Genomic DNA, 24,623 nt, shown 5'->3' on the forward strand with positions numbered 1-24,623 from the left:
ATGTCCATGCTGTCCGACAGGTTGGCGATCTATTCCGACGGCCTGCAGAGACTCGCGGCCGATGACCGGTTGCGGCAGCTCAGTCCACCGGCCGGTCTCGATTTCTCCTCCAACGACTATCTCGGACTGGCGCAGGCGCCACGCATCAAGCGCGCGGTCGCCGCGGCCATGGAGGCCGGCACGCCGGTCGGCGCCGGCGGCTCGCGCCTGCTGCGCGGCAATTGCGACGAGCACGAACGGCTCGAGGCGGAGGCCGCGCGCTTCTTCGGCGCCGAGCGCGCGCTGTTCTTCGGCTCCGGCTACATGGCGAATTTCGCCGTGCTCACCACATTGCCGCAGCGCGACGACCTGCTGGTGCTCGATGCGCTCGTTCATGCGAGCACCCATGAGGGCGCGCGTGCCGGTCGCGCCGAGACGTGCCAGTTCATCCACAACAACGCGCAGTCGGCCGAGGACGCGATCCTGACCTGGCGCAGGGACGGCGGTGTCGGCCAGGCCTGGATCGTCGTCGAAAGCCTCTACAGCATGGACGGCGATCTCGCGCCGCTGGCGGATTTGATGGCGATCGCCGAGCGCCACGACGCCTTTCTGCTGATCGACGAGGCCCATGCGACCGGGGTCCACGGCGCGCAGGGCCGCGGTCTTGCCGCAGCCTATGAGGGACGCGAGAGCGTCGTCACCGTTCACACCTGCGGCAAGGCGTTGGGCGCGGCCGGCGCATTGGTCACCGCAAGCGGCGTGCTGTGCGACACGCTGATCAATCGCTGCCGGCCTTTCGTCTTCAGCACGGCGCCGTCGCCGCTGATGGCGGTGGCGGTGCTGGAGGCGCTTGCGATCCTGCGCGACGAGCCGGAGCGGCAGCAGCGGCTGGCGCAGCTCGTTGGCTTCGCCCATCGCGCGATCGACGCGCGCTTCGGTGAAAGCTGGTCGCCGTCGCAGATCATTCCCTGCGTGGTCGGCGACAATGCGCGCGCGATGAGCCTCGCTGCCGCGCTGCAGGCGCGAGGCTTCGACGTCCGCGGCATCCGGCCGCCGACGGTGCCGCCTGGCACGGCGCGGCTCCGGCTGTCGCTGACCTTGAACGTCGACGAGGCCGCGATCGTGGCGCTGCTCGATGCGCTCGCCGACGAGATCGGGAGGCCGGGGGCATGACGCCACGCATCGTGGTCACCGGCACCGATACCGGGATCGGCAAGACGGTGTTCGCGGCCGGCCTCACGGCGCTGTTGGGGGCCTGCTATTGGAAACCGGTCCAGGCCGGCCTTGCCGAGGAGACGGACGCCTGCCGTGTCCAGCGGCTCGCCGAGCTCGCCGACGATCGCGTTCTGCCCGAAGCCTATCGTTTGCCGGAGCCGGCCTCGCCGGATCGCGCGGCCCGCCTCGCAGGCATCAGCATCGATCCGCTCAGCCTGCATCCTCCGCAGTCCGTCGGCCGGCCTGTCGTGATCGAGGGGGCCGGCGGCGTCATGGTGCCGCTCGATTCCCAGACGCTCTATCTCGATGTCTTCGCGCGATGGCAATTGCCGGTCGTGCTCTGCGCGCGCACCAGCCTCGGCACCATCAATCACTCGCTGCTGTCGCTGGCGGCGCTGCGCAGCCGCCGCATCGACGTGCTCGGCATCGCCTTCATCGGCGACGGCCATGCCGACAACGAGGAGACCATCTGCCGGCTCGGCGGGGTGAAGCGCCTGGGCCGGCTGCCCTGGATCACGCCGCTGACGGCGCGATCGCTGCAGAACGTGTTCGCCACGCAATTCCAGCGCAGGGATTTCGAACCATGATGCGCAAGGCAACCTCGCCGATCTGGCATCCCTTCACGCAGCATGCGCTCCAGCCCGAGATGACGCCGGTCGCGCGCGGCGAGGGCGCCTATCTCTTCACCGCCGACGGCCGGCGGATCATCGATGCGATCGCGTCGTGGTGGGTGGTCACGCACGGCCATTGCCATCCGCATATCGTGCGCGCGATTCAGGACCAGGCCGAGCGGCTGGACCAGGTGATCTTCGCCGGCCATACCCATGAGCCGGCCGAGCAGGTGGCCGCCGGGCTGCTCGCGCTGGTGCCGCCGAGCCTTGCGCACGTGTTCTTCTCCGACAGCGGCGCCACCAGCGTCGAGGTCGCGCTGAAGATGGCGCTGGGCTATTTCAGGAACATCGGCGAGCCGCGCACGCGCATCGCGGTGATGCAGCATTCCTATCACGGTGACACCATCGGCGCGATGTCGGTCGGCGCGCGCGGCGTGTTCAATGCCGCCTATGAGCCGCTGCTGTTCGACGTGGCCGTCATCCCGTTTCCGACGCCGGACAGAGAACAGGCGACTTTGGACGCGCTCGCTGCGCTGTGTGAAAGCGACCGGCCGGCCGCCTTCATCGTGGAGCCGCTGGTGCTCGGCGCCGGCGGCATGCTGATGTATCCGGCCGCGGTCCTGCGCGAGATGCACCGGATCTGCAAGGCCTCCGGCGTGCTGTTCATCGCCGACGAGGTCATGACAGGCTGGGGCCGCACCGGCACGCTGTTCGCCTGCGAACAGGCCGACATCGCGCCAGACATCGCCTGCTACGCGAAGGGGCTCACCGGCGGCACGCTGCCGCTTGCGGTGACGCTGTGCAGTCCCGCGATCTACGAGGCGCACTATTCGACCGACCGCGCCTGCACGTTCTTCCACTCCAGCTCCTACACGGCCAATCCGATCGCCTGCGCGGCGGCCAGCGCCAATCTCGAGCTGTGGCGGCAGCCGCAGACGCGAGCCCGGCTCGCCGCCGTCGCGGCCGCGCAGCAGCGCTGCCTCGACCGCTTGCGTTACGACGAGCGATTTTCCGCACTGCGGCGTTGCGGCACCATCACGGCGCTCGATGTCCATGCCGATGAGCCCGGCTACCTCGCCGAGGTCGGTCCCAGGCTGCAGGCCTTTTTCCGCGACAGCGACGTGCTGCTGCGTCCGCTCGGTCATACCATCTACGTCATGCCGCCATACTGCGTCACCTCCGGCGACCTCGAGGCGGTGTATGCCGTCATCGACGAGGCGGTCGACCACGTGCTCTGATGTCGCCGATGGACGAGTTCCAGCGCATGTTCGCCGGAGTGGGCTGCTATCAGCTGAGATGATCAGGAGGCCGGGCAGCTCAGTGCCCGGTCTCGGATTCGATCTACTTATTCAGCGCTGCTGACGAGACGGATGCGCGGCTCCGCCATCTCGATCAGGCTGCGATACGCCGCGAGATAGTCGAGCGCCATGCGGCGTGCGGTGAAGCGGCGTTCGAACTGCTCGCGCACGCGGGCGCGGCTCAGGCCGGACAGGCGACTGACCGCTGCGACCGCGCTAAGCTCGTCCTCGACGACGAAGCCGGTCACGCCGTCGTCGATCACCTCGGGAACCGAGCCGCGATTGTAGGCGATCACGGGCGTGCCGCAGGCCATCGATTCGATCATCACCAGGCCGAACGGCTCCGGCCAATCGATCGGCAGCAACAGGCCGAGCGCACCGGACAGGAATTCCGGTTTCTCGTGGTCGCCGATCTCGCCGATATAGTCGACCAAGGGATTGTCCTTGATCAGGGGATGGATCAGCTCGTCGTAGTAATCCTGGTCGGCGCGGTCGACCTTGGCGGCGATCTTCAGCGGAATCCCACAGCGCATCGCGATCTTGATGGCGCGGTCGACTCCCTTTTCCGGGGCGATGCGTCCGAGCACGGCCAGATAGCTCGGCGTCACAGGCTTGGGCATCAGCAGCCGTTCGGGAAGCCCATGCAGCACGGTGCGAACCCAGTTCGCATTCGGCACCGGTCGGCGCTGCGAGTCCGAGATCGAGACGACGGGAACATCCTTGAAGACCGAAAATACCGGCTGATGCTCCGGCAGGTCGAGCCGGCCGTGCAGGGTGGTGAGGAAGGGGGTGGGTTGCCGGTGGAACAGGGAGAACGGGTAGTAGTCGAGATGGAAGTGCAGGATGTCGAACTGTTCGTTGTCGCATTGCTGCCGTACGTTTTCGAGCATCACCATGTGAAGCGCGTTCGGATCCCTTACCGAGCCGTCGAGGCGCAGAGCCTTCGGCCATGTCGGAGAGAGTTTCGCCGATGTCTGCGAATCGCCGCTGGCGAACAGGGTGACGTCGTGTCCGAGGGCCACGAGCTCCTCGGTCAACCAATGAACGACCCGCTCAGTGCCGCCGTAGAGCTTCGGAGGCACAGCCTCCGTCAATGGAGCTACCTGCGCAATGCGCATCTCGTCGTCTCCTATTCGTGATCATGGATGAAGCCCCCTACCGAATGGCACCGGCACTGCCGAAGCGGGAACGTTGTCGCATGTGCGAAGTTCCCTTGCCCTGATCACTCTTTCTTCGACACAACGTGTTCCTCGGCGTCTCATTGATGCCATCCCTGATCCTCAACGCTGCTGCCGTCATTGTCGAAGGGCAGGGTTGCAGCGCGGCAGCGCAAGGAACCGGACAAACTGTTCATCGTTCAACTCGCCGCAACAGGTGTCGCAACGACGCGCTCATCTCAATGGGAAGATCATGGATCAGCTTTCAGGCTACGCGCACCGGCCGTTTCCGTTCGTGTTGCGCTATCTCATGAGGCGCCCTGCAGCGCATCTCATTATTCTGCTGTCCGTCGTCGGTGCAGTTGCCTGCTCGGTGGGCACGCAATATGGTGTGAAGTCGCTGGTCGACGCTCTCTCCTCCGGGCCGTCGCGTGACAGCAATGTCTGGACCGCGTTCTTGCTGCTGATGGCGCTGATTGCGACCGACAACATTCTCTGGCGCGTCGCGAGCTGGATCGCGAGCTTCACCTTCGTGCGCGTGACCGGAGATCTTCGGCGCGACATCTTCCGTCATCTCACTGGGCATGCGCCGAGCTATTTCGGCGATCGCCTGCCGGGAATGTTGTCGAGCCGGATCACGGCCACGTCGAACGCGGTGTTCACCGTCGAGAACATGTTCATGTGGAACGTGCTGCCGCCATGCCTCGCCACGGTCGCGGCCATCTGCCTGATCGGAACCGTGAGCGGCCCGATGGCGATCGGCCTGCTGCTGATCGCGGCCATGATGGTGGTGGCGATGTTCCGTCTGGCCGCCGCCGGCAAGCCGCTGCACGACGATTTCGCCGACAAGGCGGCGATGGTCGACGGCGAGATGGTCGACGTGATCTCGAACATGCCGCTGGTGCGCGCCTTCTGCGGCCTGCGCCACGAGCACGACCGGTTCGACGCGACCATCGACAGGGAGCTCGAGGCGCGGGGGCGCAGTCTCCGCTACCTCGAGAAGCTGCGCATTCTGCACGCCACGGTGACGATCGTGCTGACGGTCGCGCTCATGGCCTGGGCGATTTCGCTGTGGCAGCGGGGCGGGGCGACGACCGGCGACGTCGTGCTGGTCTGCACGCTCGGCCTTTGCATTCTCAACGCGACGCGCGATCTCGCGGTCGCGCTGGTCGACGTCACCCAGCATGTGGCGCGCATGAGCGAGGCGATCGCGACCCTGTTGCAGCCGCACGAGCTGCGCGATCACCCCGAGGCCGAGCCGCTGGTCAAGAGCGGCGCGGCGATCGCGTTCGACAACATCACCTTCCACTATCCGGGCGGCCACAAGCTGTTCGAGAATTTCACGCTGCGGCTGCAGCCCGGCCAGCGCGTCGGCCTGGTCGGTCAGTCCGGCGGCGGCAAGTCGAGCCTGTTCACGCTGCTGCAACGGTTCTATGATCCGCAAGCCGGTCACATCACGATCGACGGCCAGGACATCGCCAAGGTCACCCAGCAGAGCCTGCGCGAGGCGATCTCGGTGGTGCCGCAGGACATCTCGCTGTTCCATCGCTCCATCCTGGAAAACATCCGCTACGGACGTCCGAGTGCGACCGACGATGAGGTGTTGCGGGCGGCGATCGCGGCGCGCTGCGACTTCGTCGAGACGCTGCCGGAAGGGTTGCAGACGATGGTCGGCGATCGCGGCGTCAAGCTGTCGGGCGGGCAGCGCCAGCGCATCGCGATCGCGCGGGCCTTCCTCAAGGATGCGCCGATCCTGCTGCTCGACGAGGCGACGGCGGCGCTCGACAGCGAGTCCGAGGAGGCCATCCGTGAGGCGTTGAGCCGCCTGATGCGCGGCCGCACCGTCATCGCGATCGCGCACCGACTCGCGACCTTGCGGAATTTTGACCGCGTGGTGGTGCTGAAATCGGGCAGGATCATCGAGGACGGCGCGCCCGACCGGCTGATGCAGGACGAGGGCCCGTATCGGGACCTCGTGACCCAGGAGATGAACCGGCTCGCCAAGTTCGCCGCCTGATCGTTGCGTCGGATCGCGTCGAGAACGTGCACTCTCGGTTGTCCGGGCACTTCAATATCGCATGAGGCCAACATGTCCGCCGAAGTCGCAAGCACACTGTCGTTGATCACCCGGACGGACGAGCCTGCCGAGCAGCCGTTCTACATTCCCATGACGGGGCCGGCGGCACGGCCGCGGCGCTCGCTCAAGCATGACGATACGTTCATCGTCCTCGACGGCCATGGCGACATCGGCGCCTCGGCCGGCGGACCGGACGGTCTCTTCAACGCCGATACGCGCTATCTCGCGCGCCTCGAATTGACGCTGGACGACGTTCAGCCCCTGCTGCTCGGCTCGAGCCTCCGTGACGACAACTCCGCGCTGACCGTCGATCTCACCAATCCCGACATCTACAGCCAGGGCCGCCTGGTGCTGCCGAAGGACATGCTGCACATCGTGCGGACGATCTTTCTCTGGCATGGCACGGCCTATCAGCGCATCGGGCTGCAGAACCATGGTGATCGCCACGCCAGCTTCGATCTCAAGCTCACGTTCGACAACGATTTCGCCGACCTGTTCGAGGTGCGGGGCTCGGTGCGGCCCCGCCGCGGGGTCGGCTCGAGCCGGCTGGTCGATCCAGGCGAGGTCGTGCTTCACTATCGTGGGCTGGACAATGTCACACGCACCACGGATATGAGCTTCGATCCGCGTCCGACCAGTCTCACCACCAATGTCGCGACCTATCATTTCGATCTTGCGCCGCAGGAATCTGCGTCCCTGTTCGTGGCCGTGATGTGCAACGCCAAGGCCGGCGAGCGGCCGGGGCGCTTCTTTCGGAGCCTGCTCGCCCATCGGCGCGAGATGCGCCGCTGCACGCACGGCGCCACCACCATCGAGACCTCCAACGACATCCTCAACGAGGTGCTGTGCCAGGCGGCGGCCGACCTCAACATCCTGATGACCGACACGCCGGAAGGACGTTATCCCTATGCCGGCATTCCCTGGTACTCGACGACGTTCGGCCGCGACGGGCTGATCACGGCGATGCAGATGCTGTGGGTCGATCCGCGCATCGCCCGCGGCGTGCTGCGCCGGCTCGCGGTGCATCAGGCGCGCACGACCGATCCGCTGGCCGATGCCGAGCCCGGCAAGATCCTGCACGAGATGCGCGGCGGCGAGATGGCGGCGCTGCGCGAGGTGCCGTTCGCCTGCTACTACGGCAGCGTCGACTCCACCCCGCTGTTCGTGCTGCTCGCCGGCCTCTACATCGAGCGCACCGGCGACATCGACACCCTGCGCGAGCTTTGGCCGGCGATCGAGCTGGCGTTGCGCTGGATCGACGGACCCGGCGATCCCGATCGCGACGGCTTCGTCGAATATCAGCGCGCCTCCGAGCAGGGCCTCGCCAACCAGGGCTGGAAGGATTCCTACGACGCGGTGTTCCATGCCGACGGCCGCCTCGCGGAAGGTTACATCGCGCTTGCGGAGGTGCAGGGCTATGTCTTTGCCGGCAAGCAGCTGGCGGCGCGTTGCGCCCGTCGGCTCGGCAAGGCCGAGATGGCGGACCGGCTCCAGGCCGAGGCCGCCCGTCTCGCGGAACGGTTCGAGGACGCCTTCTGGTGCGAGGATCTGAACACCTATGCGCTGGCGCTCGACGGCCACAAGCAGCCGTGCCGGGTGCGGACGTCCAACGCGGGGCAGCTCCTGTTCAGCGGCATGGTGCGCGAGGACCGCGCCCGCAAGCTCGCCGCTGACCTGCTGCGGCCGCATTTCTTCTCGGGCTGGGGCATCCGCACCGTGGCGTGCGGCGAAGCGCGCTACAATCCGATGTCCTATCACGACGGATCGATCTGGCCGCATGACAACGCGCTGATTGCGCTCGGCCTGTCGCGCTATGGCCTCAAGCATGCGGTTGAGCAGGTGTTCGGCGGCCTGTTCGAAGCGGCGTCCTACATGGATCTGCGCCGGCTGCCGGAGCTGTTCTGCGGCTTCCGGCGGGAGAAGCATCGCGGCCCGACGCTCTATCCGGTGGCCTGCGCGCCGCAGGCCTGGGCCAGCGCGACGCCGTTCACCTTGCTCGAAGCGGCCCTCGGACTCGAGTTCGACGCCGAGCGCGGCCAGATCCGTCTGCGCAATCCGCGGCTGCCGCCTTTCCTCGACTGGGTTGTGCTGCGCGATCTCCGGCTCGGCAGCTCGACGATCGACCTGCGCATTCGCCGCCACGGCGAGGATATCTCGATGGAGGTGCTGCGGCGGCGCGGTCAGATCCAGGTCTCGCTGGTGCTGGCGCAATGATGACGCTGAAACACACTCTTCGCCGGGCTACTCGCAGTTGCCTCGTCATGCTGCCGCTGCTGATCGGTCCGTATGCAGGCGATGGGCATGCGCAGCAGCCGTCGCCGACACCGACTGCCAGGGACGCAGCGGCGCCCGCGAAGGAGCCGGCACCGCCGCCCTCGGTCACGATCCTCGGCGCGCGCGATGCGCATGGCGTGCTCGGCCGCGACGTGCGCAGCTCGACCGGCGAGGACATGGGCCACATCGTCGATGTCATCGTCGATCCCACCGGGACGGTGCGCGCCGCGGTGATCGATTTCGGCGGCTTCCTCGGCGTCGGCAGCCGCAAGATCGTGGTCGACTGGACCGCGCTCGACTTCAAGCACATCGCGGAGAAGAGCGACCAGGTCACGCTCGACCTTACCAAGGAGCAGGTGAAGGCCGCGCCCGAATACAAGGAGGACAAGCCCGTCGTCGTGCTCGGCGCGTCCGGCAAGCTGTCACCCTGGGATTTCGATCATTGAGTTGATGCGTGAGATTGCCGGTCCGGCCTGCGCGTGCAGCGGAACACGGTGGGGGATGTTCTGTCCCGTCAGCCTCTTGAGTTGAGAATAGAAAGCCATGCCGATTGCACGGCCGTCGAGATCACCTGACCGGGAGCCCGAGCCTGACGGCGCGGCAGAGGCGGGCGCGCGTCCGGATGCAGGGCAGGATCATGGCCCGACGATTGCGAGACCTGCGCCGTCGCGGCAGAGCCTGCGCGGGCTGGACTGGTTCATCTTCTTCCTGGCCGACGTGCAGACCGGCTTCGGTCCCTTCATCGCGGTCTATCTGACGACGCAGAAATGGACGCAGGCCCAGATCGGCCTGGTGCTGTCGATCGGCGGCATCGTCGGGCTGATCGGGCAGATGCCGGGCGGCGCGATCATCGATGCGGCCCGGTCCGAGCGCCGCGTCGCCGGTCTGGCCATCGCGACCATCGGCTGCTGCGCGCTCGCCTATGCCGCTTGGCCGATCTTTCCCGTGGTCGCGGGTGCCGCGACGCTGCATGCGGCGGCGAGCTGCGTGCTCGGACCTGCGATCGCGGCGATCAGCCTCGGCCTGGTCGGGCCGCGCGGCATGGCGGAGCGGCTCGGCCGCAATGCGCGGTTCGCGTCGCTCGGCAACGGCGTGGCTGCGGCCGTGATGGGCACCTGCGGCTATCTGCTGTCCAGCCGCGCCGTGTTCCTGGTCACCTTCATTCTCGCCTTTCCGACGCTGATCGCGCTGTCGCGCATCCGCGAGCGCGAGATCGACGTCGCGCGGGCGCACGGCCAGGCCGATCACGAGGACAAGGAGGTCGCGCGGCTGTCGAACCTGCTCGGCCTGCTGCGCCAGCGCGCGCTGCTCGTCTTCGCGCTCGGCGTGTTCCTACTGCAGCTCGCCAATGCGGCGATGCTGCCGCTGATGGCCGGCGTGGTGACGACGAAATCGAGCGAATGGGCGCCGATGCTGATCGCGTTCTGCATCGTGGTGCCGCAGGCGATCGTGGCGCTGACCTCGCCTTCGGTCGGCGCGGTCGCGCAGCAATGGGGCCGCAGGCCGCTGCTGATGCTGGGGTTTGCCGCGCTCGCGGCGCGCGGCGCGCTGTTCGCGGTCGTGCACGATCCCTACGTGCTGGTGGCGGTGCAGATCTTCGACGGCGTCACGGCGGCCGTGTTCGCCGTCATGATTCCGCTGACGGTGGCCGACGTCGCCTTCGGCAGCGGACATTTCAATCTGGCGCAGGGAATCGTCGGGACGGCATCCGGGATCGGCGGATCGCTGTCCACCGTGGTCGCCGGCTTCGCCAGCGACCGCTACGGCAGCGCCACTGCATTCATGGGTCTGTCAGGCGTGGCGCTGACAGGTCTTCTCTTGATCGCGCTCTTGATGCCGGAGACCGGGCAGCGCGAGCGCAGGGCATGAACGGGCAGGGCGCCTCAGGCGTCCATGCTGCGCAGGCGCTGGCGGTTGCGCAGCACGATCTGGCGGGCACCGGAGAAACCGAGAACGCCCTGGCTGTGCAACTGCGACAGCGCGCGCGACACGGTCTCCAGGGTCAGGCCGAGATAGTCGCCGATATCGCGGCGGCACATCGGCAGCGCCATCATGCCGGCGACGGCGAGGCGGCGGTCCATCTCGAGCAGGAAGGTCGCGACGCGCTCCATCGCGGTCTTGCGGCCCAGCAGCAGCATGTGGTCCTCGGCATGGCGGAGATCGCCGGCCGTCATGGTCCAGAGCTTGCGGGCGACCGCGACGTCGACACCTGCGGCCTGTTCGAGGCTGCGGCGCTTCACCAGGCGCACGGTGGTGTCGATGATGGCTTCGGCGGCGAGACGGTGCATCGAGCCGAATTCGAGGCCGAAAACGTCACCGGGAAGATGGAAGGCGCCGATCTGGCGGCGGCCGTCGGAGAGCAGCTTGTAGCTGCGAACGGCGCCGGAGATCACCTGGTAGACGTACTCGGCCGGCTCGTCCTCGCCATAGATCTCCTCGTCCTTCTTGTAGGAGAACTCGCTGGCGATCAGCCCGGCATGACCGGTGATCTCGGCAAAGGGATTGGCGGCAGGAGAAGGGACGACAGCAGAGGGGACGGCGTGGGGGGCGTTGGTGGTGACGACCGGGTGGGTAATCGACTGATTGAGCATGACCATCTCCTTGCGGCGGATGGCGATGTGGTACATTGCGGCTCCCGTTAAGGACATTTCGGCCGTTATCTTAAGGGGGGTCCCTTACGTAGATGTACGTAGGCCGGCCGGGTCAGACGACGCGCTGGGCGGTACCCGAATGGTCGTTGGCGATCGCCTTGCGGATCCGCTTCACCAGGTTGTCGTCGAGCAGCGGCTTGAGCAGGAAATCCTGGATCCCGACGGCCGCCGCGCGCGCCGCAAGCCGGTCATCGTAATGGCCGGTGATCAGCACCACCGGAGCGGTGGCTCCCTGCTGACGCAACCGTTCGGCGAGCTCGACCCCGTTGATCTCCGGCATCTTGTAGTCGACCACGAAGCAGTCGACGGTCGCATGGTCGGACGCCTTGAGCAGCGCCGTGCCGCTGCGAAACGTGCGCACGTCGAAGCCGTCGGCCTCCAGCAGAAAGCGCAGCGAGCCGAGGACATCAGCATCGTCGTCGGCCACGTAGACCGTGAGTTTTGTGTGAGCCGACATCGCACGTGCCGCGAGAATGTGATGTTGAACCGAGGCACAACATAACACTCGATTCTGTCAAGGTAGCTTGATCTAGCTCAATCCTTCAGCGCGCCTGCGCGCATCGCCAGACGCACCAGCTCGGAGAGGCTGTTCGCTCCCATCTTGGTCATCACGTTGGCCCTGTAGACCTCGATGGTGCGCGGGCTGATGTCGTATTCGCGCGCGATCAGCTTGTTGGAGAGGCCGGCCATCAGCCCATCCATCACTTGGCGCTCCCGGGGGCTCAGGCTGGCGACGCGCGCCAGGATGTCCTGCGTGACCGATTCGTTCTTCGCGGCTGGCTCGGCCTGCTGGATTGCCGTTTCGATCATGGCGACCAGTCGCTCGTCCTCGAACGGCTTCTCCAGAAAATCGATCGCGCCGAGCTTCATCGCTTCGACCGCGAGCGGCACATCGCCATGGCCGGTCATCACCAGGATCGGAAAGCTGCTGCCGGCGGCCTTCATGCGCTTGAGCAGCTCGATGCCATCGATGCCGGGCATCCGCACGTCCGAGACGACGCAGCCGAAAGGGAGCATCGGCAGTTGGCCGAGGAAGACCTCCGCGTTCTCGAACAGCGTGACGTCAAAGCCTGATGAATCGAGCAGGAAGTTCAGCGAGTCCCGCATCGCCTCGTCGTCGTCGATCACATAGACCTTGGCCTGTTCAGCCATCGTGCTCAACCTTGGTTGGGGCAGCCGGCAGGGTGAAGCGGAACGTCGCGCCGCCCGCTTCGTTGTTCTCGGCCCACATGCGCCCGCCATGGGCCTCGATGATGGACCGGCTGATCGAGAGGCCGACTCCCATTCCGGTGTCCTTGGTGGTGAAGAAGGTCTTGAAGAGGTTGGGCATGACGTCGTCGTGGAATCCCGTTCCGGTATCGGACACCGCAACCTCGATCAAGTCGTCGCTGATCTTGCGATTCGTCGCACTGAGCTCGCGGCGTGCGGAATGAGACATCGCCTCGAGCCCATTGCGGAACAGATTGACCAGGACCTGCTGGATCTGGACCCGGTCGGCGAGCACGAGATCGGCATCCGGATTGAGTTGGAAGCGCAGCTGGACGTTCTGCTCGCGGGCGCCGGAAAGGCCGAGCGCGCCGGCTTCCTCGATCAGCTTCGACAGGCTCTCGACCCGCTTCTCCGATTCGCCGCGCGAGACGAAGTCGCGCAGACGGCGGATGATCTGGCCGGCGCGAATCGCCTGCTCGGCGGCGCGCTCCATCGCGCTCTCGATCTTGGGCGTGTTCGGATCGCTGCTGCCGGCCAGCAGCCGGCGCGAGCCTTTCATGTAATTGCTGATCGCGGCGAGCGGCTGGTTCAGCTCATGGGCCAGCGCCGAGGCCATCTCGCCCATGGCGCTGAGGCGCGACACGTGGACCAGCTCCGACTGCAGTTCGCGCAGCCGTGCCTGGGTCTGCTGATGCTCGGTGAGATCATGGGCGAAGCCGGTGAAATAGGGCTTGCCGCCGGACTGCATCTCGCCGATCGACAGATGCATCGGGAACGTCGTGCCGTCGCGGCGGCGGCCGGTCACGATGCGGCCGATGCCGATGATACGGCGCTCGCGGCTGGCATGGTAGCGGGTGAGGTAGCCGGCATGGCGCGAGCGGTCCGGCTCGGGCATCAATTCGCTGACGTCAAGGCCGACCGCTTCTGCCTCGGTGAGGCCGAACATCCGCTCCGCCGCGGAGCTGAAGAACTGGATCGTGCCGCTGCCGTCGATCACGATCATCGCGTCCGGCACGGTGTCCAGGATCGAGCGGAAATGCTGTTCGCGCAGCCGCAGTGTCTCCTCCAGCCGCTTCTCCTGGTCGATGTCGAGGGCGATGCCGCGCAGATGATGCGGCGTGCCGGCCTCGTCGGACACCACGCCGGCGAGCACGCGAATCCAGTGCCCGCCGCCGGACACCTTGAACGACATGTCGAATCCGGTGCTCCGATGGCGCGAATCCTCGATCGCCGCCTCGACCGGCGCGCGATCCTCGGGCGCGAGCAGCGCCAGGAAGGAGCCGTAGGTCACCGGCTGATCGGCCGCCACGCCGAACAGCTTCCGCGTCGTCACCGACCAGTAGAACTCGCCCGAGGCCAGATCGAGATCCCACGCGCCGAAGCCCAGCCTCCGAGCGTCCTCGGGAGCGTCCTCGGGCCTGGCGGATGCATCCGGGAAGGGGTGGGTGAAGTCGCGCAATTCGAAGCCTTTGATCGATTCGCCGTTATCCGATTCGCCGTTACCGCCGCAGCCGGGAGGCCGACCACCGCGGTATCCTATACCAGATTGCGCCGTTGCAACCCGGGCCGACTTAAACTTTGGTTCGACAATTCAAGGCTTTCTCCGATCCTGGGTCGGGTTGCAACGGTGTCCTGCCGTCCATGCTCCCGCGCCGCACCTTGATCTATCTCATCACGGCAGGCGATTTCACCTCTAAGAGTTGCATGGAAGCAATGTTTGGAGAGGCGGGATGACGTTCGCGACTGTCATGGTGAGCCTTGCGCTCAGTCAGCCGAATGAGGCCCGCCTTCGGGTCGCGGCCGACCTGGCGGCGCGCTTTGACGCAGCTGTCATCGGCGTTGCGGCCGCGGAATTCGCGCCGCCGCTGTACTTCACGACCGGCGAGCAGGCGCAGGATCTGATCGAGCAGGGTGAGGCCGCGCTGCGGAATCGACTGGCCGAGCTCGAGCAGGAGTTCCGCACCGCAGTGGGTGACCGGGCTGCGTCGTTGAGCTGGCGCAGCGCCGTGGATTTCCCCGCGCGCTACGTGCTGGCGCAGGCCCGTGCCGCCGACATTCTCGTCACCGGCGGCGTGCCGCCCGGGGTGTCCGATGCGTTCGCGGTGGCCAATCCCAAGGATCTTGTCATGCAGGCCGGGCGCCCGCTGCTCGTGGTGCCGGACAACGTCAGCAGCCTCGATCTCGGGACCGTGCTGGTGGCCTGGAAGGAGACACCGGAGGCGCGCCGCGCTTTGGCCGATGCCCTGCCGCTGCTCGCCAGGGCGAGCGGCGTCGTGGTCGCCGAGATCCCGGAGAACACCTCGGAATATGACGCCTGCGAGGCGCGTCTTGCGGACGTTGTCGCATGGCTCGGCCGTCACAAGATCGTCGCATCGGCGCGCATCGCGGAACCGGGGCCGGGGCGCAACGTTGCGGCTACGCTCGACGCCGTCGCCGCCGATGTTTCGGCCGGTCTCGTCGTGGCGGGCGCCTATGGCCATTCCCGATTCCGCGAGCTCGTGCTCGGCGGGGTCACCGAGCATCTGATGACGCGCAGCGAGCGTTGCGTTCTGCTGTCGCACTGAAATTCGACCCGCTTCATTCGAGAACAGGATTGCCGCCTTGTACAGATTTCTCGAGGAAACCGCCGGCAACTACATGACGCGGAACGTCACGACCGTGACCCGGGAGACGACGATCCGCGAGCTCGGCGAGATGTTCGACCGCGACGATTTCAACACCTACCCCGTCGTCGAGAACGACGAGGTGATCGGCATCGTCACCAAGTTCGACGTGCTGAAATGCTTTGCCTTCACGCCAAATCAGATGCTGCCGCGCTATACGGACCTGATGAACCGGACGGTCGCCGACGTGATGACATCCGAGTTCATCTATGTCCGGCCGGATACGAAGCTGACGCGCGTGCTACAACTGATGGTCGAGCATCGTATCCGCAGCCTGCCCGTGACCGACGGCGACAACAGGGTCGTCGGGATCGTCGCCCGCGAGGATATCGTCAGGGCTCTGGCCGCCGCCGCCAAGGAATGATCGCGAGGACCTGATCTGAAGACCTGATCTCAGGCCTTGTGCCAACGTCTGGGAGATGAGGCCCGCACGTGTGCCGCGTGCGGGCCTCTCTGGCTCTGTGCATCGGAGCATGCATCGCCGGGATCGTACTCTGCCGCGGTCCTGGTTCCCTCCGGCTGGTTCTGCAACATTCCCAGTCTTTACGGCGAGCCGGTCGCAAAGTTGATTTCGATCAATTCCACGTGTGAACGATTGTGGTTGCTGGGCTCGTGTTCTTTCAGCGAGATTCCGCATGAGCGCGTCCTCATCCACAAAATCCATGACCATCGGCGAAAGTGGCTTGTCGCTCACTTTTGCCGTCACCGCCTTCCTGTGCGTCTTCGCTGCGGCGAAGGCACTGGATACGGCCTTCGCGTTCCACGCCTCGCTCGCGGCTGCCGCCAGCGCGGCGTCCGTCTTCTTCATCCTCAACCGCTACTTCGAGCGCGGCGAGCTGCCGCCGCAGGAGATCAATGGCCGACCGAACTACAATCTCGGTCCGATCAAGCTCGGCGCGATCATGGCGATGTTCTGGGGCATTGCCGGCTTCACCGTCGGTCTCATCATTGCCTCGCAATTGGCATGGCCGGCGCTGAACTTCGATCTGCAATGGATCAGCTTCGGTCGCCTGCGCCCGCTGCACACCTCGGCGGTCATCTTCGCCTTCGGCGGCAACGTGCTGATCGCGACCTCGTTCTACGTCGTGCAGCGGACCTGTCGGACCCGTCTGGCCGGCGACCTCGCGCCGTGGTTCGTGGTGCTGGGCTACAACTTCTTCATCGTGATCGCCGGCACGGGCTATCTGCTCGGCGTTACGCAGTCGAAGGAATATGCCGAGCCGGAGTGGTACTCCGACCTGTGGCTCACCATCGTCTGGGTGGTCTATCTTCTGGTGTTCCTGGTGACGGTCATCAAGCGCAAGGAGCCGCACATCTACGTGGCGAACTGGTTCTACCTTGCCTTCATCGTCACGATCGCGATGCTGCATCTCGGCAACAATCCGTCGCTGCCGGTGTCGCTGTTCGGCTCCAAGTCCTACATCGCCTGGGGCGGCATACAGGATGCGATGTTCCAGTGGTGGTACGGCCACAACGCGGTCGGCTTCTTCCTGACCGCCGGCTTCCTCGCCATCATGTACTACTTCATCCCGAAGCGGGCGGAGCGTCCGGTCTATTCCTACCGGCTGTCGATCATCCACTTCTGGGCGCTGATCTTCCTCTACATCTGGGCCGGCCCGCACCACCTGCACTACACGGCGCTGCCGGACTGGACGCAGACCCTCGGCATGACCTTCTCGATCATGCTGTGGATGCCCTCCTGGGGCGGCATGATCAACGGCCTGATGACGCTGTCGGGCGCATGGGACAAGCTGCGGACTGACCCCGTGCTGCGCATGCTGGTCGTGTCGGTCGCCTTCTACGGCATGTCGACCTTCGAAGGTCCGATGATGTCGATCAAGGTTGTCAACTCGCTCAGCCACTACACCGACTGGACCATCGGTCACGTGCACTCCGGTGCGCTCGGCTGGGTCGGCTTCGTGTCCTTCGGCGCATTGTACTGCATGGTGCCGTGGATCTGGAACCGCAAGGGTCTCTACAGCCTCAAGCTCGTGAACTGGCACTTCTGGACGGCCACGCTCGGCATCGTGCTCTACATCTCCGCGATGTGGGTCTCGGGCATCCTGCAGGGTCTGATGTGGCGGTCCTACACGGCGCTCGGCTTCCTCGAGTACTCGTTCATCGAGACCGTCGAGGCGATGCATCCCTTCTACATCATCCGCGCAGCCGGCGGTGCACTGTTCGTCATCGGCTCGCTGATCATGGCCTACAATCTCTGGATGACGGTCCGTGTCGGTGAGGAAGAAGTTCAGTCGCCCGTCGCCCTTCAGCCGGCGGAGTGAGGTAACCAATCATGTCTTTCTGGCAACGACACCAAGTCTTCGAGAAGAACTCGATCATCCTGGTCATCGGCATCCTGCTGGTGGTCGCGATCGGCGGCCTCGTCGAGATCACTCCGCTCTTCTACTTGAAGAGCACGATCGAGGCGGTCGACGGCGTCAGGCCCTACACGCCGCTCGAGCTGGCCGGCCGCAACATCTATGTCCGCGAGGGGTGCTATCTCTGCCACTCGCAGATGATTCGTCCGCTGCGCGACGAAGTGGAGCGTTACGGCCACTTCTCGCTCGCCGCGGAGAGCATGTACGACCACCCGTTCCAGTGGGGCTCCAAGCGCACGGGGCCTGACCTCGCCCGCGTCGGCAACAAGTACTCCGACGATTGGCATGTCACCCATCTGACCAACCCGCGCGCCATCGTTCCGCAGTCGATCATGCCCGGCTATCCCTTCCTGAAGGAGACCGAGCTCGACGCGGACAACATCGCCGACCATCTGAAGACGCTGCGGATGGTTGGGGTGCCCTACACCGACGACCAGATCGCCAACGCCGCCGCCGACCTCAAGGCGCAGGTCGATCCGGACGGTGCCGGCGCGGAGGCGCTGGTCAAGCGCTATCCGAAGGCGGTGGTGCGCAACTTCGACGGCAAGGCGGGTGCGCCGACTGAAATGGATGCGCTGGTGGCCTACTTGCAGATGCTCGGCACGCTGGTGGACTTCAAGATCTACAACGAAAAAGCCAATCTGCGCTGAGATCGAGAGGCGAGCATCATGAAGCCCATCATTGCAGTGGAAAACATCGCGTCGTCACTCGTGACGACGCTGTGGACCCCGATCTTCGTCGCGATTTTCCTCGCGATCGTGACCTATGCCCTCTGGCCTCGCAACAAGGCCGCTTTCGACGAGGCGGCGAGCATGCCGTTGCGGGAGGAGTAATTCATCATGGCTGACCACAACGAAGTTGACAGCGTCACGGGCACGGCCACGACCGGCCACGTCTGGGACGGCATCAAGGAGCTCAACACCCCGCTGCCGCGGTGGTGGGTGATCACCTTCTACATCACCATCGTCTGGGCGATCGGCTACTGGATCGTGTATCCGGCCTGGCCGCTGATCTCCAGCAACACGCAAGGCATGTTCGGCTACTCGTCCCGTGCGGACGTGGCGGTCGAGCTTGCCAATCTCGAGAAGATCCGCGGCGCCAAGATGGCCGCGCTCGCGACGGCCTCGCTCGCCGACATCGAGAAGGATCCGGCGATGCTTGCCCTGGCGCGTGCCAAGGGCAAGACCGTGTTCGGCGACAACTGCGCCGCCTGCCACGGTACCGGCGCGGCCGGTGCGAAGGGCTTCCCGAACCTGAACGACGACGACTGGCTGTGGGGCGGCTCGCTGGAGCAGATCCAGCAGACCCTGCTGTACGGCGTGCGCTCGGGGCACCCGAAGACCCGCGAGGGCCAGATGCTCGCCTTCGGCAAGGACGGTGTCCTGAAGCCGGCGGAAATCATCACGGTCGCCAACTACGTCCGCGAGCTGGCGGGCCTGCCGACCCGGCCGGGCTATGACGCCAAGGCCGGCGCCAAGATCTTCGCCGAGAACTGCGCGGCCTGCCATGGCGACAACGCCAAGGGCAATCCGGAGCTCGGCGCGCCGAACCTCACGGACAAGATCTGGCTGTACGGCTCCGACGAGGCGACCTTGATCGAGACCATCACCAACGGTCGCGCCGGTGTCATGCCGGCCTGGGAGGGCCGTCTCGACCCGACCACGATCAAGGCGATGGCGGTCTATGTCCACTCGCTGGGCGGCGGAAAGTAACGGAAATCCAACGGAACTTTCCCTTCAATTGAGCTGGATCAACTGAGCGGCCGGAGGTGGACATACCTTCGGCCGCAACTGCGAGAAGACCCCAGCCATGATCCGCCAGCCATGAACCAGACGGTAAAACCGGACGACCTGCAGCCCCAAGATCTGCAACAGGTGGACGATTACGGTCCGCTCTATGCTGCGCACAAGAAGGTCTATCCGCAGAGCGTCTCGGGCACTTTCCGCCGGATCAAATGGGGCCTGATGGGCTTCTGTCTCGGCGTCTATTATTTCCTGCCGTTCGTGCGCTGGAATCGCGGCCTCGGCGCGCCCGACCAGGCGGTGCTGATCGACTTCCCGAACCACCGCTTCTATTTCTTCTTCATCGAGCTGTGGCCGCAGGAGGTGTACTACTTCACCGGCCTCCTGATCATCGCCGCCATCGGCCTGTTCCTGATGAACGCGATCGGCGGCCGCATCTGGTGCGGCTATCTGTGCCCGCAGACAGTGTGGACCGACCTGTTCTATGCCGTCGAGCGCCTGATCGAGGGCGACCGCCGGGAGCGCATGAAGAAGGATGCCTCCGGCGACCCGATGAAGCTGGAGCGGATTTCGGAGCTCGTGCTCAAGCATTCGATCTGGCTGATGATCGCGTGGTGGACCGGCGGCGCCTGGGTGCTGTATTTCAGCGATGCGCCAACGCTCGTGAAGGATCTCGTCACCTTCCAGGGGCCGATGCTCGCCTATGTCTGGATCGCGATCCTGACCGCGACGACCTACACGCTCGCCGGCTTCATGCGCGAGCAGGTCTGCGTTTATATGTGCCCGTGGCCGCGCATCCAGGCGGCGCTGACCGACGAATGGGCGCTCAACGTCACCTACCGCTATGACCGCGGCGAGAGCCGCATGTCGGTCAAGAAGGCCGCCGAATTGCGCGCGCTCGGCCAGCCTGCCGGCGACTGCATCGATTGCAAGCAATGCGTGGCGGTGTGCCCGACCGGCATCGACATCCGCGACGGCGCCCAGATGGACTGCATCCAGTGCGGCCTCTGCATCGACGCCTGCGATACCGTCATGACCAAGATCGGCCGCCCGACGCGGCTGATCGGCTATGACAACGACATCAACATTCATCGCCGACAGGAAGGCAAGCCGCCGATCTACAAGCTCGTGCGCCCGAGGACCATCGTCTATGCCGCGATCATCGCCGTGGTCGGCGGTGCCATGGTCTACAAGCTCGCGACCCGGTCGCTGCTCGAGGTCAACGTGCTGCACGACCGCAACCCGATCGCGATCAAGCTGTCCGACGGCTCGATCCGCAATGCCTATACGGTGCGCGTCCTCAACAAGCACGGCTTCGATCGCGTCATCGCCATCGACATCGAAGGGCCGGCCAACGCCGCCGTCCACGTCGTCGGCGCCGATTCCGTGACCCCGGACCGGCCGATGATCGTGATCGGACGCGACCAGACCGAGGAGCTGCGCCTGCTGGTGACCGCGCCCGAAGAGAGCAATCCCGAGAAGTCGATTCCGGTGAAGTTCCATGTGACGGATATCGGTCTCGGCGTCGTCGCCTCCGCCACCGACAATTTCGTCAGCCCGTAGAGCAAGGGAGCCCATCAATGGCCAGCCGTTCCAATCCTTCCTTCCAGCTGACCGGAGGCATGGTGCTCGCGATGCTTCTCGCCTTCTTCGGGACGGTGATCGGCGTCAACGTCTACATGATGACGGCGGCGATCTCGACCCTGCCGGGCACCGAGGTCGACAGCGCCTACAGCGCCAGCCTCGGCTACGAGGACGAGATCGCGGCGGCGCGCGCCCAGGAGGCGCGGCGCTGGCAGGTCGAGGCGCATATCGAGCGCGGCGCAGGCGGCGCGGCGGTGGTGCAGGTCAACGCACGCGATGCGAGCGGCAATCCGCTGTCTGGCCTGACCTTCCAGGGCCGGCTCGAGCGTCCGGCCGACAAGCGCGCCGACCAGGAGGTCGCGCTGGCCGAGATCGGCGGCGGCATCTATCGAGGCACCGCGGAGGCGATCGCGCCGGGCCAGTGGGACCTCGTGCTCGAAGGCGATTCCAGCGGCCGCCGCCTGTTCCTGTCGAAGAACCGCGTGCTGCTGAACTGAAGGACGTCCGATCATGCATGTGACGCGTGACTTCTCCCATTACGTCAAGGATCTCGGCGCCGGCCTGAAGCACATCGACCTCGCGGTCGAGGGTGTCAGCTGCGCCGGCTGCATGGCCAAGATCGAGCGCGGCCTCTCCGCGCTGCCCGACGTGACGCTTGCGCGCGTCAATCTCACCGACCGCCGCGTCGCGCTGGAATGGAAGCAGGGCACCCTCGATCCGGCCAGGTTCATCGACCGCCTCGCCGAGCTCGGCTACAAGGCCTATCCGTTCGAGAAGGCGAGCGCCGAGGCCACCGAGGCCGAGGAATCGCGCTTCCTGCTGCGCTGCCTCGGCGTCGCCGCGTTCGCGACCATGAACGTGATGATGCTGTCGATCCCGGTGTGGTCGGGCAACGGCAGCGACATGCTGCCCGAGCAGCGCGACTTCTTCCACTGGCTGTCGGCCGTGATCGCGCTGCCGGCCGCGGCCTATGCCGGCCAGCCGTTTTTCCGCTCGGCGTGGCGCGCCTTGAAGACCGGCAACGTCAACATGGATGTGCCGATCTGCATCGGCGTGATCCTGGCCTTGGGCATGTCGATCGTCGAGACGTTTCATCACGCCGAGCACGCCTATTTCGACGCCGCGATCATGCTGCTGACCTTCCTGCTGGTCGGCCGCTATCTCGACCAGAGCATGCGGCGGAGGACCCGCGCGGTCGCTGGCAATCTCGCCGCGCTGAAGGCGGAGACCGCGACCAAGTTCATCGGTCCCGACGAGATTTCGGAGGTGCCGGTCGCCGCCGTCCGCGCCGGCGATCTAGTGCTGCTGCGGCCCGGCGAGCGCTGCGCCGTCGACGGTGTCGTGGTCGAGGGCCGCTCCGAGATCGACCAGAGCCTGATCACCGGCGAGACGCTGTACGTACCGGCCGAGCAGGGGACCGCCGTCTATGCCGGTTCGCTCAACATTTCCGGCACGCTGCGTGTCCGGGTTTCCGCCGCCGCCGAGGGCACCTTGCTCGCCGAGATCACGCGCCTGCTCGACAACGCGCTGCAGGCGCGCTCGCGCTACATGCGCCTCGCCGACCGCGCCTCGCGGCTCTATGCGCCGGTCGTGCACGCGACGGCGGCGCTCACCGTGCTCGGCTGGGTGCTGATGGGCGCGAGCTGGCACGATGCCATCGTCACCGGCATCGCGGTGCTGATCATCACCTGTCCCTGCGCCCTCGGGCTTGCGATTCCCACCGTGCAGACGGTGGCGTCGGGCGCGATGTTCAAGTCCGGCGTGCTGCTCAATGCGGGCGATGCGATCGAGCGCCTCGCCGAGGCCGATCACGTCATCTTCGACAAGACCGGCACCTTGACGCTGCCGGAGCTCGAGGTCGTCAACGCCGCCGACATTCCTGCAGATGTGTTCGCGCTGGCCGGCCAGCTCGCGCTGTCGAGCCATCATCCGGTGGCCGCGGCGGTGGCCCAGGCCGCCAATGCGCGGTCGCCGCTGATGGGCGCGGTCGAGGAGCCGGGCCAGGGTGTCCGCGCCGTCGTCGACGGCGTCGAGATCAGGCTGGGACGTCCGGCCTTCTGTGGCGCCGAGGCGCTGGTTGCGCAGACCAAGGGCGTCGATCCCGAGGCCTCGGTGGTGGCCTTCAGCCGCGGCGATAGCAGGTACCTGTTCTCGGTGCGCCAGGGCCTGCGCCCTGACGCCGCCAAGATCGTCGCCGGCCTGCAGCGGCGCGGCATCAAGGTCGAGATCCTCTCGGGCGATCGCGAGGCTGCGGTGGCCGCGGCCGCCAAGGCGCTCGGCATCAGCGAGTGGCGCGCGGGCGTCACGCCAGCCGACAAGATCGCTGTTATCGAGGAGCTGAAGCGCGCGGGCGTCAAGGTCATGATGGTCGGCGACGGCATGAACGACGCGCCGTCGCTCGCCGCGGCGCACGTCTCCATGTCGCCGATCTCGGCCGCACATCTGAGCCAGGCCACCGCCGATCTCGTCTTCCTCGGTCGTCCCCTGGCGCCGGTGCTGGCCGCGATCGACTACGCGCGCAAGGCACTGCATCTGATGCGGCAGAATCTGTGGCTCGCAGTCGGCTACAACGTCCTGGCGGTGCCGCTTGCGATCAGCGGCGTCGTCACCCCGCTGATCGCGGCAGCCGCGATGTCCGGCTCCTCGATCATCGTCATGCTGAATGCGCTACGTGCCCGCAAGGTGGCCGGGGAGGCCGCGTCATGGAAGTGATGATCATTCTCGTCCCGCTCGCTCTGGCGCTCGGCCTGGCCGGCCTGGTCGGCTTTCTCTGGTCGCTAAAGAGCGGCCAGTATGAGGATCTCGAAGGGGCGGCCTGGCGCGCCATCGCCGACGACGATGAGCAGGCCCCGCCGTCTCAGCCCGAGCCGGCGCCGAGCCGGTCCTGAGCGTCCGGCGGCGTCAACCAGCGCGCCAGGTATCCCGCGATCCCCAGCGCGGCGGCGATGCCTGCGACGCAGGCCGTCCAGCCGAACCGGTCGAACAACTGCCCGAGCACGGCCGTGCCGACGATGCCGCCGGCGAAATAGCTGGCGAGGTAGAGTCCGCTGGCGACACCCTGATCGTGCGTGGCGGCCTTTCCGACGAAGCCTGTGGTCACCGCCTGGGCGAAGAACGTGCCGGCGCCGACCAGCACCATGCCGGCCAGCACCGCCCCGAGCCGTGACGACAGCATCAGGACGAGGCCGAGGCCTGCGGTCGCGAGTGCGCCCCAGATCGCGCCCTGTGTGCCAATCCTTGCGACCATCCGGCCCGCCAGCAGCGTGGTGGCGATCGACGGCAGGAAGACGAAATACACCAGTCCGACCTCCATCATGCCGAGCGACAGCGGCGGCCGCACCAGCACGAAGTTCACGAAGGTGAAGGCGCCGATGAAGGCGAACAGGACGCAGAAGCCGACGCCGAAGGCCGCGCGCAGGCGGCGGTCGCGCAGGTGATCGGCGATGGCCCCGCCGCGCAGCCGCATCGCTCCCTCCGCACGCATGGCCGTGCCTCCGACCGCGAATGCGGCGAGCAGGGCGCCGCAGACATTGAGCGCGGCGAAGACGTAGAAGGTCGGCTTGAGGCCGAGGGCCCCGGTCAGACCGGCCGAGAGCAGCCGCCCCACCAGATTGCTGGCGACGTTGCCGGTGATATAGGCCGCGAAGGCGCTGCCGGCTTCGCCGGCGCTGCACTGCTCGCCGAGATAGGCCAGGGTGAGGGCGAACGCCATTGGCGCTAACTTACCATTTTGCTGCCGGAAATGGATGATTCCTCGGTCGAGTGACTGACGAATCGCTTTCGAA

23 protein-coding genes are annotated in these 24,623 nt (G+C 66.1%); 17 read left to right on the forward strand and 6 right to left on the reverse strand.

Annotation, left to right across the window (positions count from 1 at the left end; genetic code table 11):
* Positions 1-6 precede the first annotated feature (6 nt).
* Genes QX010_RS31790 through QX010_RS31800 form a run of 3 tightly spaced genes read left to right on the forward strand, consistent with a single transcriptional unit; the run spans position 7 to position 3,043 of the window.
* A complete protein-coding gene (locus QX010_RS31790) occupies positions 7-1,152 on the forward strand; it encodes an 8-amino-7-oxononanoate synthase (RefSeq protein WP_410052002.1) in 1,146 nt (381 codons plus the stop codon).
* Positions 1,149-1,781, forward strand: a complete 633-nt coding sequence (gene bioD, locus QX010_RS31795) for a dethiobiotin synthase (protein WP_316183534.1) — start codon at positions 1,149-1,151, stop codon at positions 1,779-1,781. The genes QX010_RS31790 and bioD overlap by 4 nt, the downstream gene beginning before the upstream one ends.
* Complete coding sequence (locus tag QX010_RS31800; protein ID WP_316183535.1) at positions 1,778-3,043, forward strand: adenosylmethionine--8-amino-7-oxononanoate transaminase; 1,266 nt, start codon at positions 1,778-1,780, stop codon at positions 3,041-3,043. Before bioD ends, QX010_RS31800 begins: the two co-directional genes overlap by 4 nt.
* Positions 3,044-3,150: 107 nt before the next feature.
* Here QX010_RS31800 and QX010_RS31805 read toward each other — a convergent pair whose 3' ends face one another.
* Positions 3,151-4,221, reverse strand: a complete 1,071-nt coding sequence (locus QX010_RS31805; RefSeq protein WP_316183536.1) for a glycosyltransferase family 4 protein — start codon at positions 4,219-4,221, stop codon at positions 3,151-3,153.
* A gap of 292 nt (positions 4,222-4,513) precedes the next feature.
* On the opposite strand from QX010_RS31805, the gene QX010_RS31810 reads away from it, so the two are divergent.
* The 4 genes from QX010_RS31810 to QX010_RS31825 all read left to right on the forward strand — a co-directional run bounded on the left by QX010_RS31810 (position 4,514) and on the right by QX010_RS31825 (position 10,480).
* Positions 4,514-6,277, forward strand: a complete 1,764-nt coding sequence (locus QX010_RS31810; RefSeq protein WP_316183537.1) for an ABC transporter ATP-binding protein — start codon at positions 4,514-4,516, stop codon at positions 6,275-6,277.
* A 72-nt stretch (positions 6,278-6,349) separates the two neighbouring features.
* Positions 6,350-8,551, forward strand: coding sequence for an amylo-alpha-1,6-glucosidase (locus QX010_RS31815; RefSeq protein ID WP_316183538.1), 2,202 nt, complete (start codon positions 6,350-6,352; stop codon positions 8,549-8,551).
* A gap of 47 nt (positions 8,552-8,598) precedes the next feature.
* A complete protein-coding gene (locus tag QX010_RS31820) occupies positions 8,599-9,057 on the forward strand; it encodes a PRC-barrel domain-containing protein (RefSeq protein ID WP_316183539.1) in 459 nt (152 codons plus the stop codon).
* 97 nt (positions 9,058-9,154) lie between these two features.
* Complete coding sequence (locus QX010_RS31825; RefSeq protein WP_316183540.1) at positions 9,155-10,480, forward strand: MFS transporter; 1,326 nt, start codon at positions 9,155-9,157, stop codon at positions 10,478-10,480.
* A 14-nt stretch (positions 10,481-10,494) separates the two neighbouring features.
* Here the strand turns inward: QX010_RS31825 and QX010_RS31830 are convergent, their stop codons facing one another.
* The 4 genes from QX010_RS31830 to fixL form a co-directional block, all read right to left on the reverse strand.
* A complete protein-coding gene (locus tag QX010_RS31830; RefSeq protein WP_315802551.1) occupies positions 10,495-11,202 on the reverse strand; it encodes a helix-turn-helix domain-containing protein in 708 nt (235 codons plus the stop codon).
* Positions 11,203-11,314: 112 nt separating this feature from the next.
* Positions 11,315-11,719 carry a response regulator gene (locus QX010_RS31835; RefSeq protein WP_316183541.1) on the reverse strand — a complete coding sequence of 135 codons (405 nt, stop codon included), beginning with the start codon at positions 11,717-11,719 and terminating at the stop codon, positions 11,315-11,317.
* Positions 11,720-11,796: 77 nt separating this feature from the next.
* Positions 11,797-12,414, reverse strand: coding sequence for a response regulator FixJ (gene fixJ, locus QX010_RS31840; RefSeq protein WP_316183542.1), 618 nt, complete (start codon positions 12,412-12,414; stop codon positions 11,797-11,799).
* On the reverse strand, positions 12,407-13,930 hold the full coding sequence (gene fixL, locus QX010_RS31845; RefSeq protein WP_410052000.1) for a sensor protein FixL: 1,524 nt from the start codon (positions 13,928-13,930) through the stop codon (positions 12,407-12,409). Before fixL ends, fixJ begins: the two co-directional genes overlap by 8 nt.
* 271 nt (positions 13,931-14,201) lie before the next feature.
* Between fixL and QX010_RS31850 the strand changes: the two genes are divergently transcribed.
* From QX010_RS31850 to ccoS, 10 genes are all read left to right on the forward strand, one after another.
* Positions 14,202-15,035: a universal stress protein gene (locus tag QX010_RS31850; RefSeq protein ID WP_315802493.1), complete on the forward strand. Its 834-nt coding sequence runs from the start codon at positions 14,202-14,204 to the stop codon at positions 15,033-15,035.
* Between the two features lie 37 nt (positions 15,036-15,072).
* On the forward strand, positions 15,073-15,498 hold the full coding sequence (locus QX010_RS31855; protein WP_315802494.1) for an HPP family protein: 426 nt from the start codon (positions 15,073-15,075) through the stop codon (positions 15,496-15,498).
* A 271-nt stretch (positions 15,499-15,769) separates the two neighbouring features.
* The gene (gene ccoN, locus QX010_RS31860; protein WP_315802495.1) at positions 15,770-17,416 is read left to right on the forward strand and encodes a cytochrome-c oxidase, cbb3-type subunit I; all 1,647 of its coding nucleotides are present in this window, start codon (positions 15,770-15,772) and stop codon (positions 17,414-17,416) included.
* Positions 17,417-17,427: 11 nt separating this feature from the next.
* The gene (gene ccoO, locus QX010_RS31865; protein ID WP_315802496.1) at positions 17,428-18,162 is read left to right on the forward strand and encodes a cytochrome-c oxidase, cbb3-type subunit II; all 735 of its coding nucleotides are present in this window, start codon (positions 17,428-17,430) and stop codon (positions 18,160-18,162) included.
* 18 nt (positions 18,163-18,180) lie between these two features.
* Positions 18,181-18,345: a cbb3-type cytochrome c oxidase subunit 3 gene (locus QX010_RS31870; RefSeq protein WP_315802497.1), complete on the forward strand. Its 165-nt coding sequence runs from the start codon at positions 18,181-18,183 to the stop codon at positions 18,343-18,345.
* A gap of 6 nt (positions 18,346-18,351) precedes the next feature.
* Positions 18,352-19,224 (forward strand): cytochrome-c oxidase, cbb3-type subunit III, encoded by an 873-nt coding sequence (gene ccoP, locus QX010_RS31875; RefSeq protein ID WP_315802498.1) that lies wholly within the window; start codon positions 18,352-18,354, stop codon positions 19,222-19,224.
* 111 nt (positions 19,225-19,335) lie between these two features.
* Positions 19,336-20,817 carry a cytochrome c oxidase accessory protein CcoG gene (gene ccoG / locus QX010_RS31880; RefSeq protein WP_316183543.1) on the forward strand — a complete coding sequence of 494 codons (1,482 nt, stop codon included), beginning with the start codon at positions 19,336-19,338 and terminating at the stop codon, positions 20,815-20,817.
* 17 nt (positions 20,818-20,834) lie between these two features.
* Positions 20,835-21,335, forward strand: a complete 501-nt coding sequence (locus QX010_RS31885; RefSeq protein WP_316183544.1) for a FixH family protein — start codon at positions 20,835-20,837, stop codon at positions 21,333-21,335.
* A gap of 13 nt (positions 21,336-21,348) precedes the next feature.
* Positions 21,349-23,550 carry a cation-translocating P-type ATPase gene (locus QX010_RS31890; protein WP_316183545.1) on the forward strand — a complete coding sequence of 734 codons (2,202 nt, stop codon included), beginning with the start codon at positions 21,349-21,351 and terminating at the stop codon, positions 23,548-23,550.
* Positions 23,541-23,726: a cbb3-type cytochrome oxidase assembly protein CcoS gene (ccoS, locus tag QX010_RS31895; protein ID WP_315802502.1), complete on the forward strand. Its 186-nt coding sequence runs from the start codon at positions 23,541-23,543 to the stop codon at positions 23,724-23,726. The genes QX010_RS31890 and ccoS overlap by 10 nt, the downstream gene beginning before the upstream one ends.
* Here the strand turns inward: ccoS and QX010_RS31900 are convergent.
* On the reverse strand, positions 23,696-24,623 hold a 928-nt coding region (locus QX010_RS31900), incomplete at its 5' end, for an MFS transporter (protein WP_410052001.1). The genes ccoS and QX010_RS31900 overlap by 31 nt on opposite strands.

Source organism: Bradyrhizobium sp. SZCCHNRI1009, assembly GCF_032487575.1.
In the GTDB taxonomy this organism is placed as follows: Bacteria; Pseudomonadota; Alphaproteobacteria; order Rhizobiales; family Xanthobacteraceae; genus Bradyrhizobium.

Bases quoted from the DNA above. Each gene is read 5' to 3' on its own strand.
- ccoS (WP_315802502.1), top strand. From the start codon at position 23,541: ATGGAAGTGATGATCATTCTCGTCCCGCTCGCTCTGGCGCTCGGCCTG.
- QX010_RS31820 (WP_316183539.1), top strand. From the start codon at position 8,599: ATGCTGCCGCTGCTGATCGGTCCGTATGCAGGCGATGGGCATGCGCAG.
- QX010_RS31825 (WP_316183540.1), top strand. From the start codon at position 9,155: ATGCCGATTGCACGGCCGTCGAGATCACCTGACCGGGAGCCCGAGCCT.
- ccoO (WP_315802496.1), top strand. From the start codon at position 17,428: ATGTCTTTCTGGCAACGACACCAAGTCTTCGAGAAGAACTCGATCATC.
- fixJ (WP_316183542.1), bottom strand. From the start codon at position 12,414: ATGGCTGAACAGGCCAAGGTCTATGTGATCGACGACGACGAGGCGATG.
- ccoP (WP_315802498.1), top strand. From the start codon at position 18,352: ATGGCTGACCACAACGAAGTTGACAGCGTCACGGGCACGGCCACGACC.
- QX010_RS31805 (WP_316183536.1), bottom strand. From the start codon at position 4,221: ATGCGCATTGCGCAGGTAGCTCCATTGACGGAGGCTGTGCCTCCGAAG.
- QX010_RS31890 (WP_316183545.1), top strand. From the start codon at position 21,349: ATGCATGTGACGCGTGACTTCTCCCATTACGTCAAGGATCTCGGCGCC.
- QX010_RS31790 (WP_410052002.1), top strand. From the start codon at position 7: ATGCTGTCCGACAGGTTGGCGATCTATTCCGACGGCCTGCAGAGACTC.
- QX010_RS31815 (WP_316183538.1), top strand. From the start codon at position 6,350: ATGTCCGCCGAAGTCGCAAGCACACTGTCGTTGATCACCCGGACGGAC.
- QX010_RS31835 (WP_316183541.1), bottom strand. From the start codon at position 11,719: ATGTCGGCTCACACAAAACTCACGGTCTACGTGGCCGACGACGATGCT.
- QX010_RS31800 (WP_316183535.1), top strand. From the start codon at position 1,778: ATGATGCGCAAGGCAACCTCGCCGATCTGGCATCCCTTCACGCAGCAT.
- QX010_RS31810 (WP_316183537.1), top strand. From the start codon at position 4,514: ATGGATCAGCTTTCAGGCTACGCGCACCGGCCGTTTCCGTTCGTGTTG.
- ccoG (WP_316183543.1), top strand. From the start codon at position 19,336: ATGAACCAGACGGTAAAACCGGACGACCTGCAGCCCCAAGATCTGCAA.
- ccoN (WP_315802495.1), top strand. From the start codon at position 15,770: ATGAGCGCGTCCTCATCCACAAAATCCATGACCATCGGCGAAAGTGGC.
- QX010_RS31870 (WP_315802497.1), top strand. From the start codon at position 18,181: ATGAAGCCCATCATTGCAGTGGAAAACATCGCGTCGTCACTCGTGACG.
- QX010_RS31830 (WP_315802551.1), bottom strand. From the start codon at position 11,202: ATGCTCAATCAGTCGATTACCCACCCGGTCGTCACCACCAACGCCCCC.
- QX010_RS31885 (WP_316183544.1), top strand. From the start codon at position 20,835: ATGGCCAGCCGTTCCAATCCTTCCTTCCAGCTGACCGGAGGCATGGTG.
- QX010_RS31850 (WP_315802493.1), top strand. From the start codon at position 14,202: ATGACGTTCGCGACTGTCATGGTGAGCCTTGCGCTCAGTCAGCCGAAT.
- bioD (WP_316183534.1), top strand. From the start codon at position 1,149: ATGACGCCACGCATCGTGGTCACCGGCACCGATACCGGGATCGGCAAG.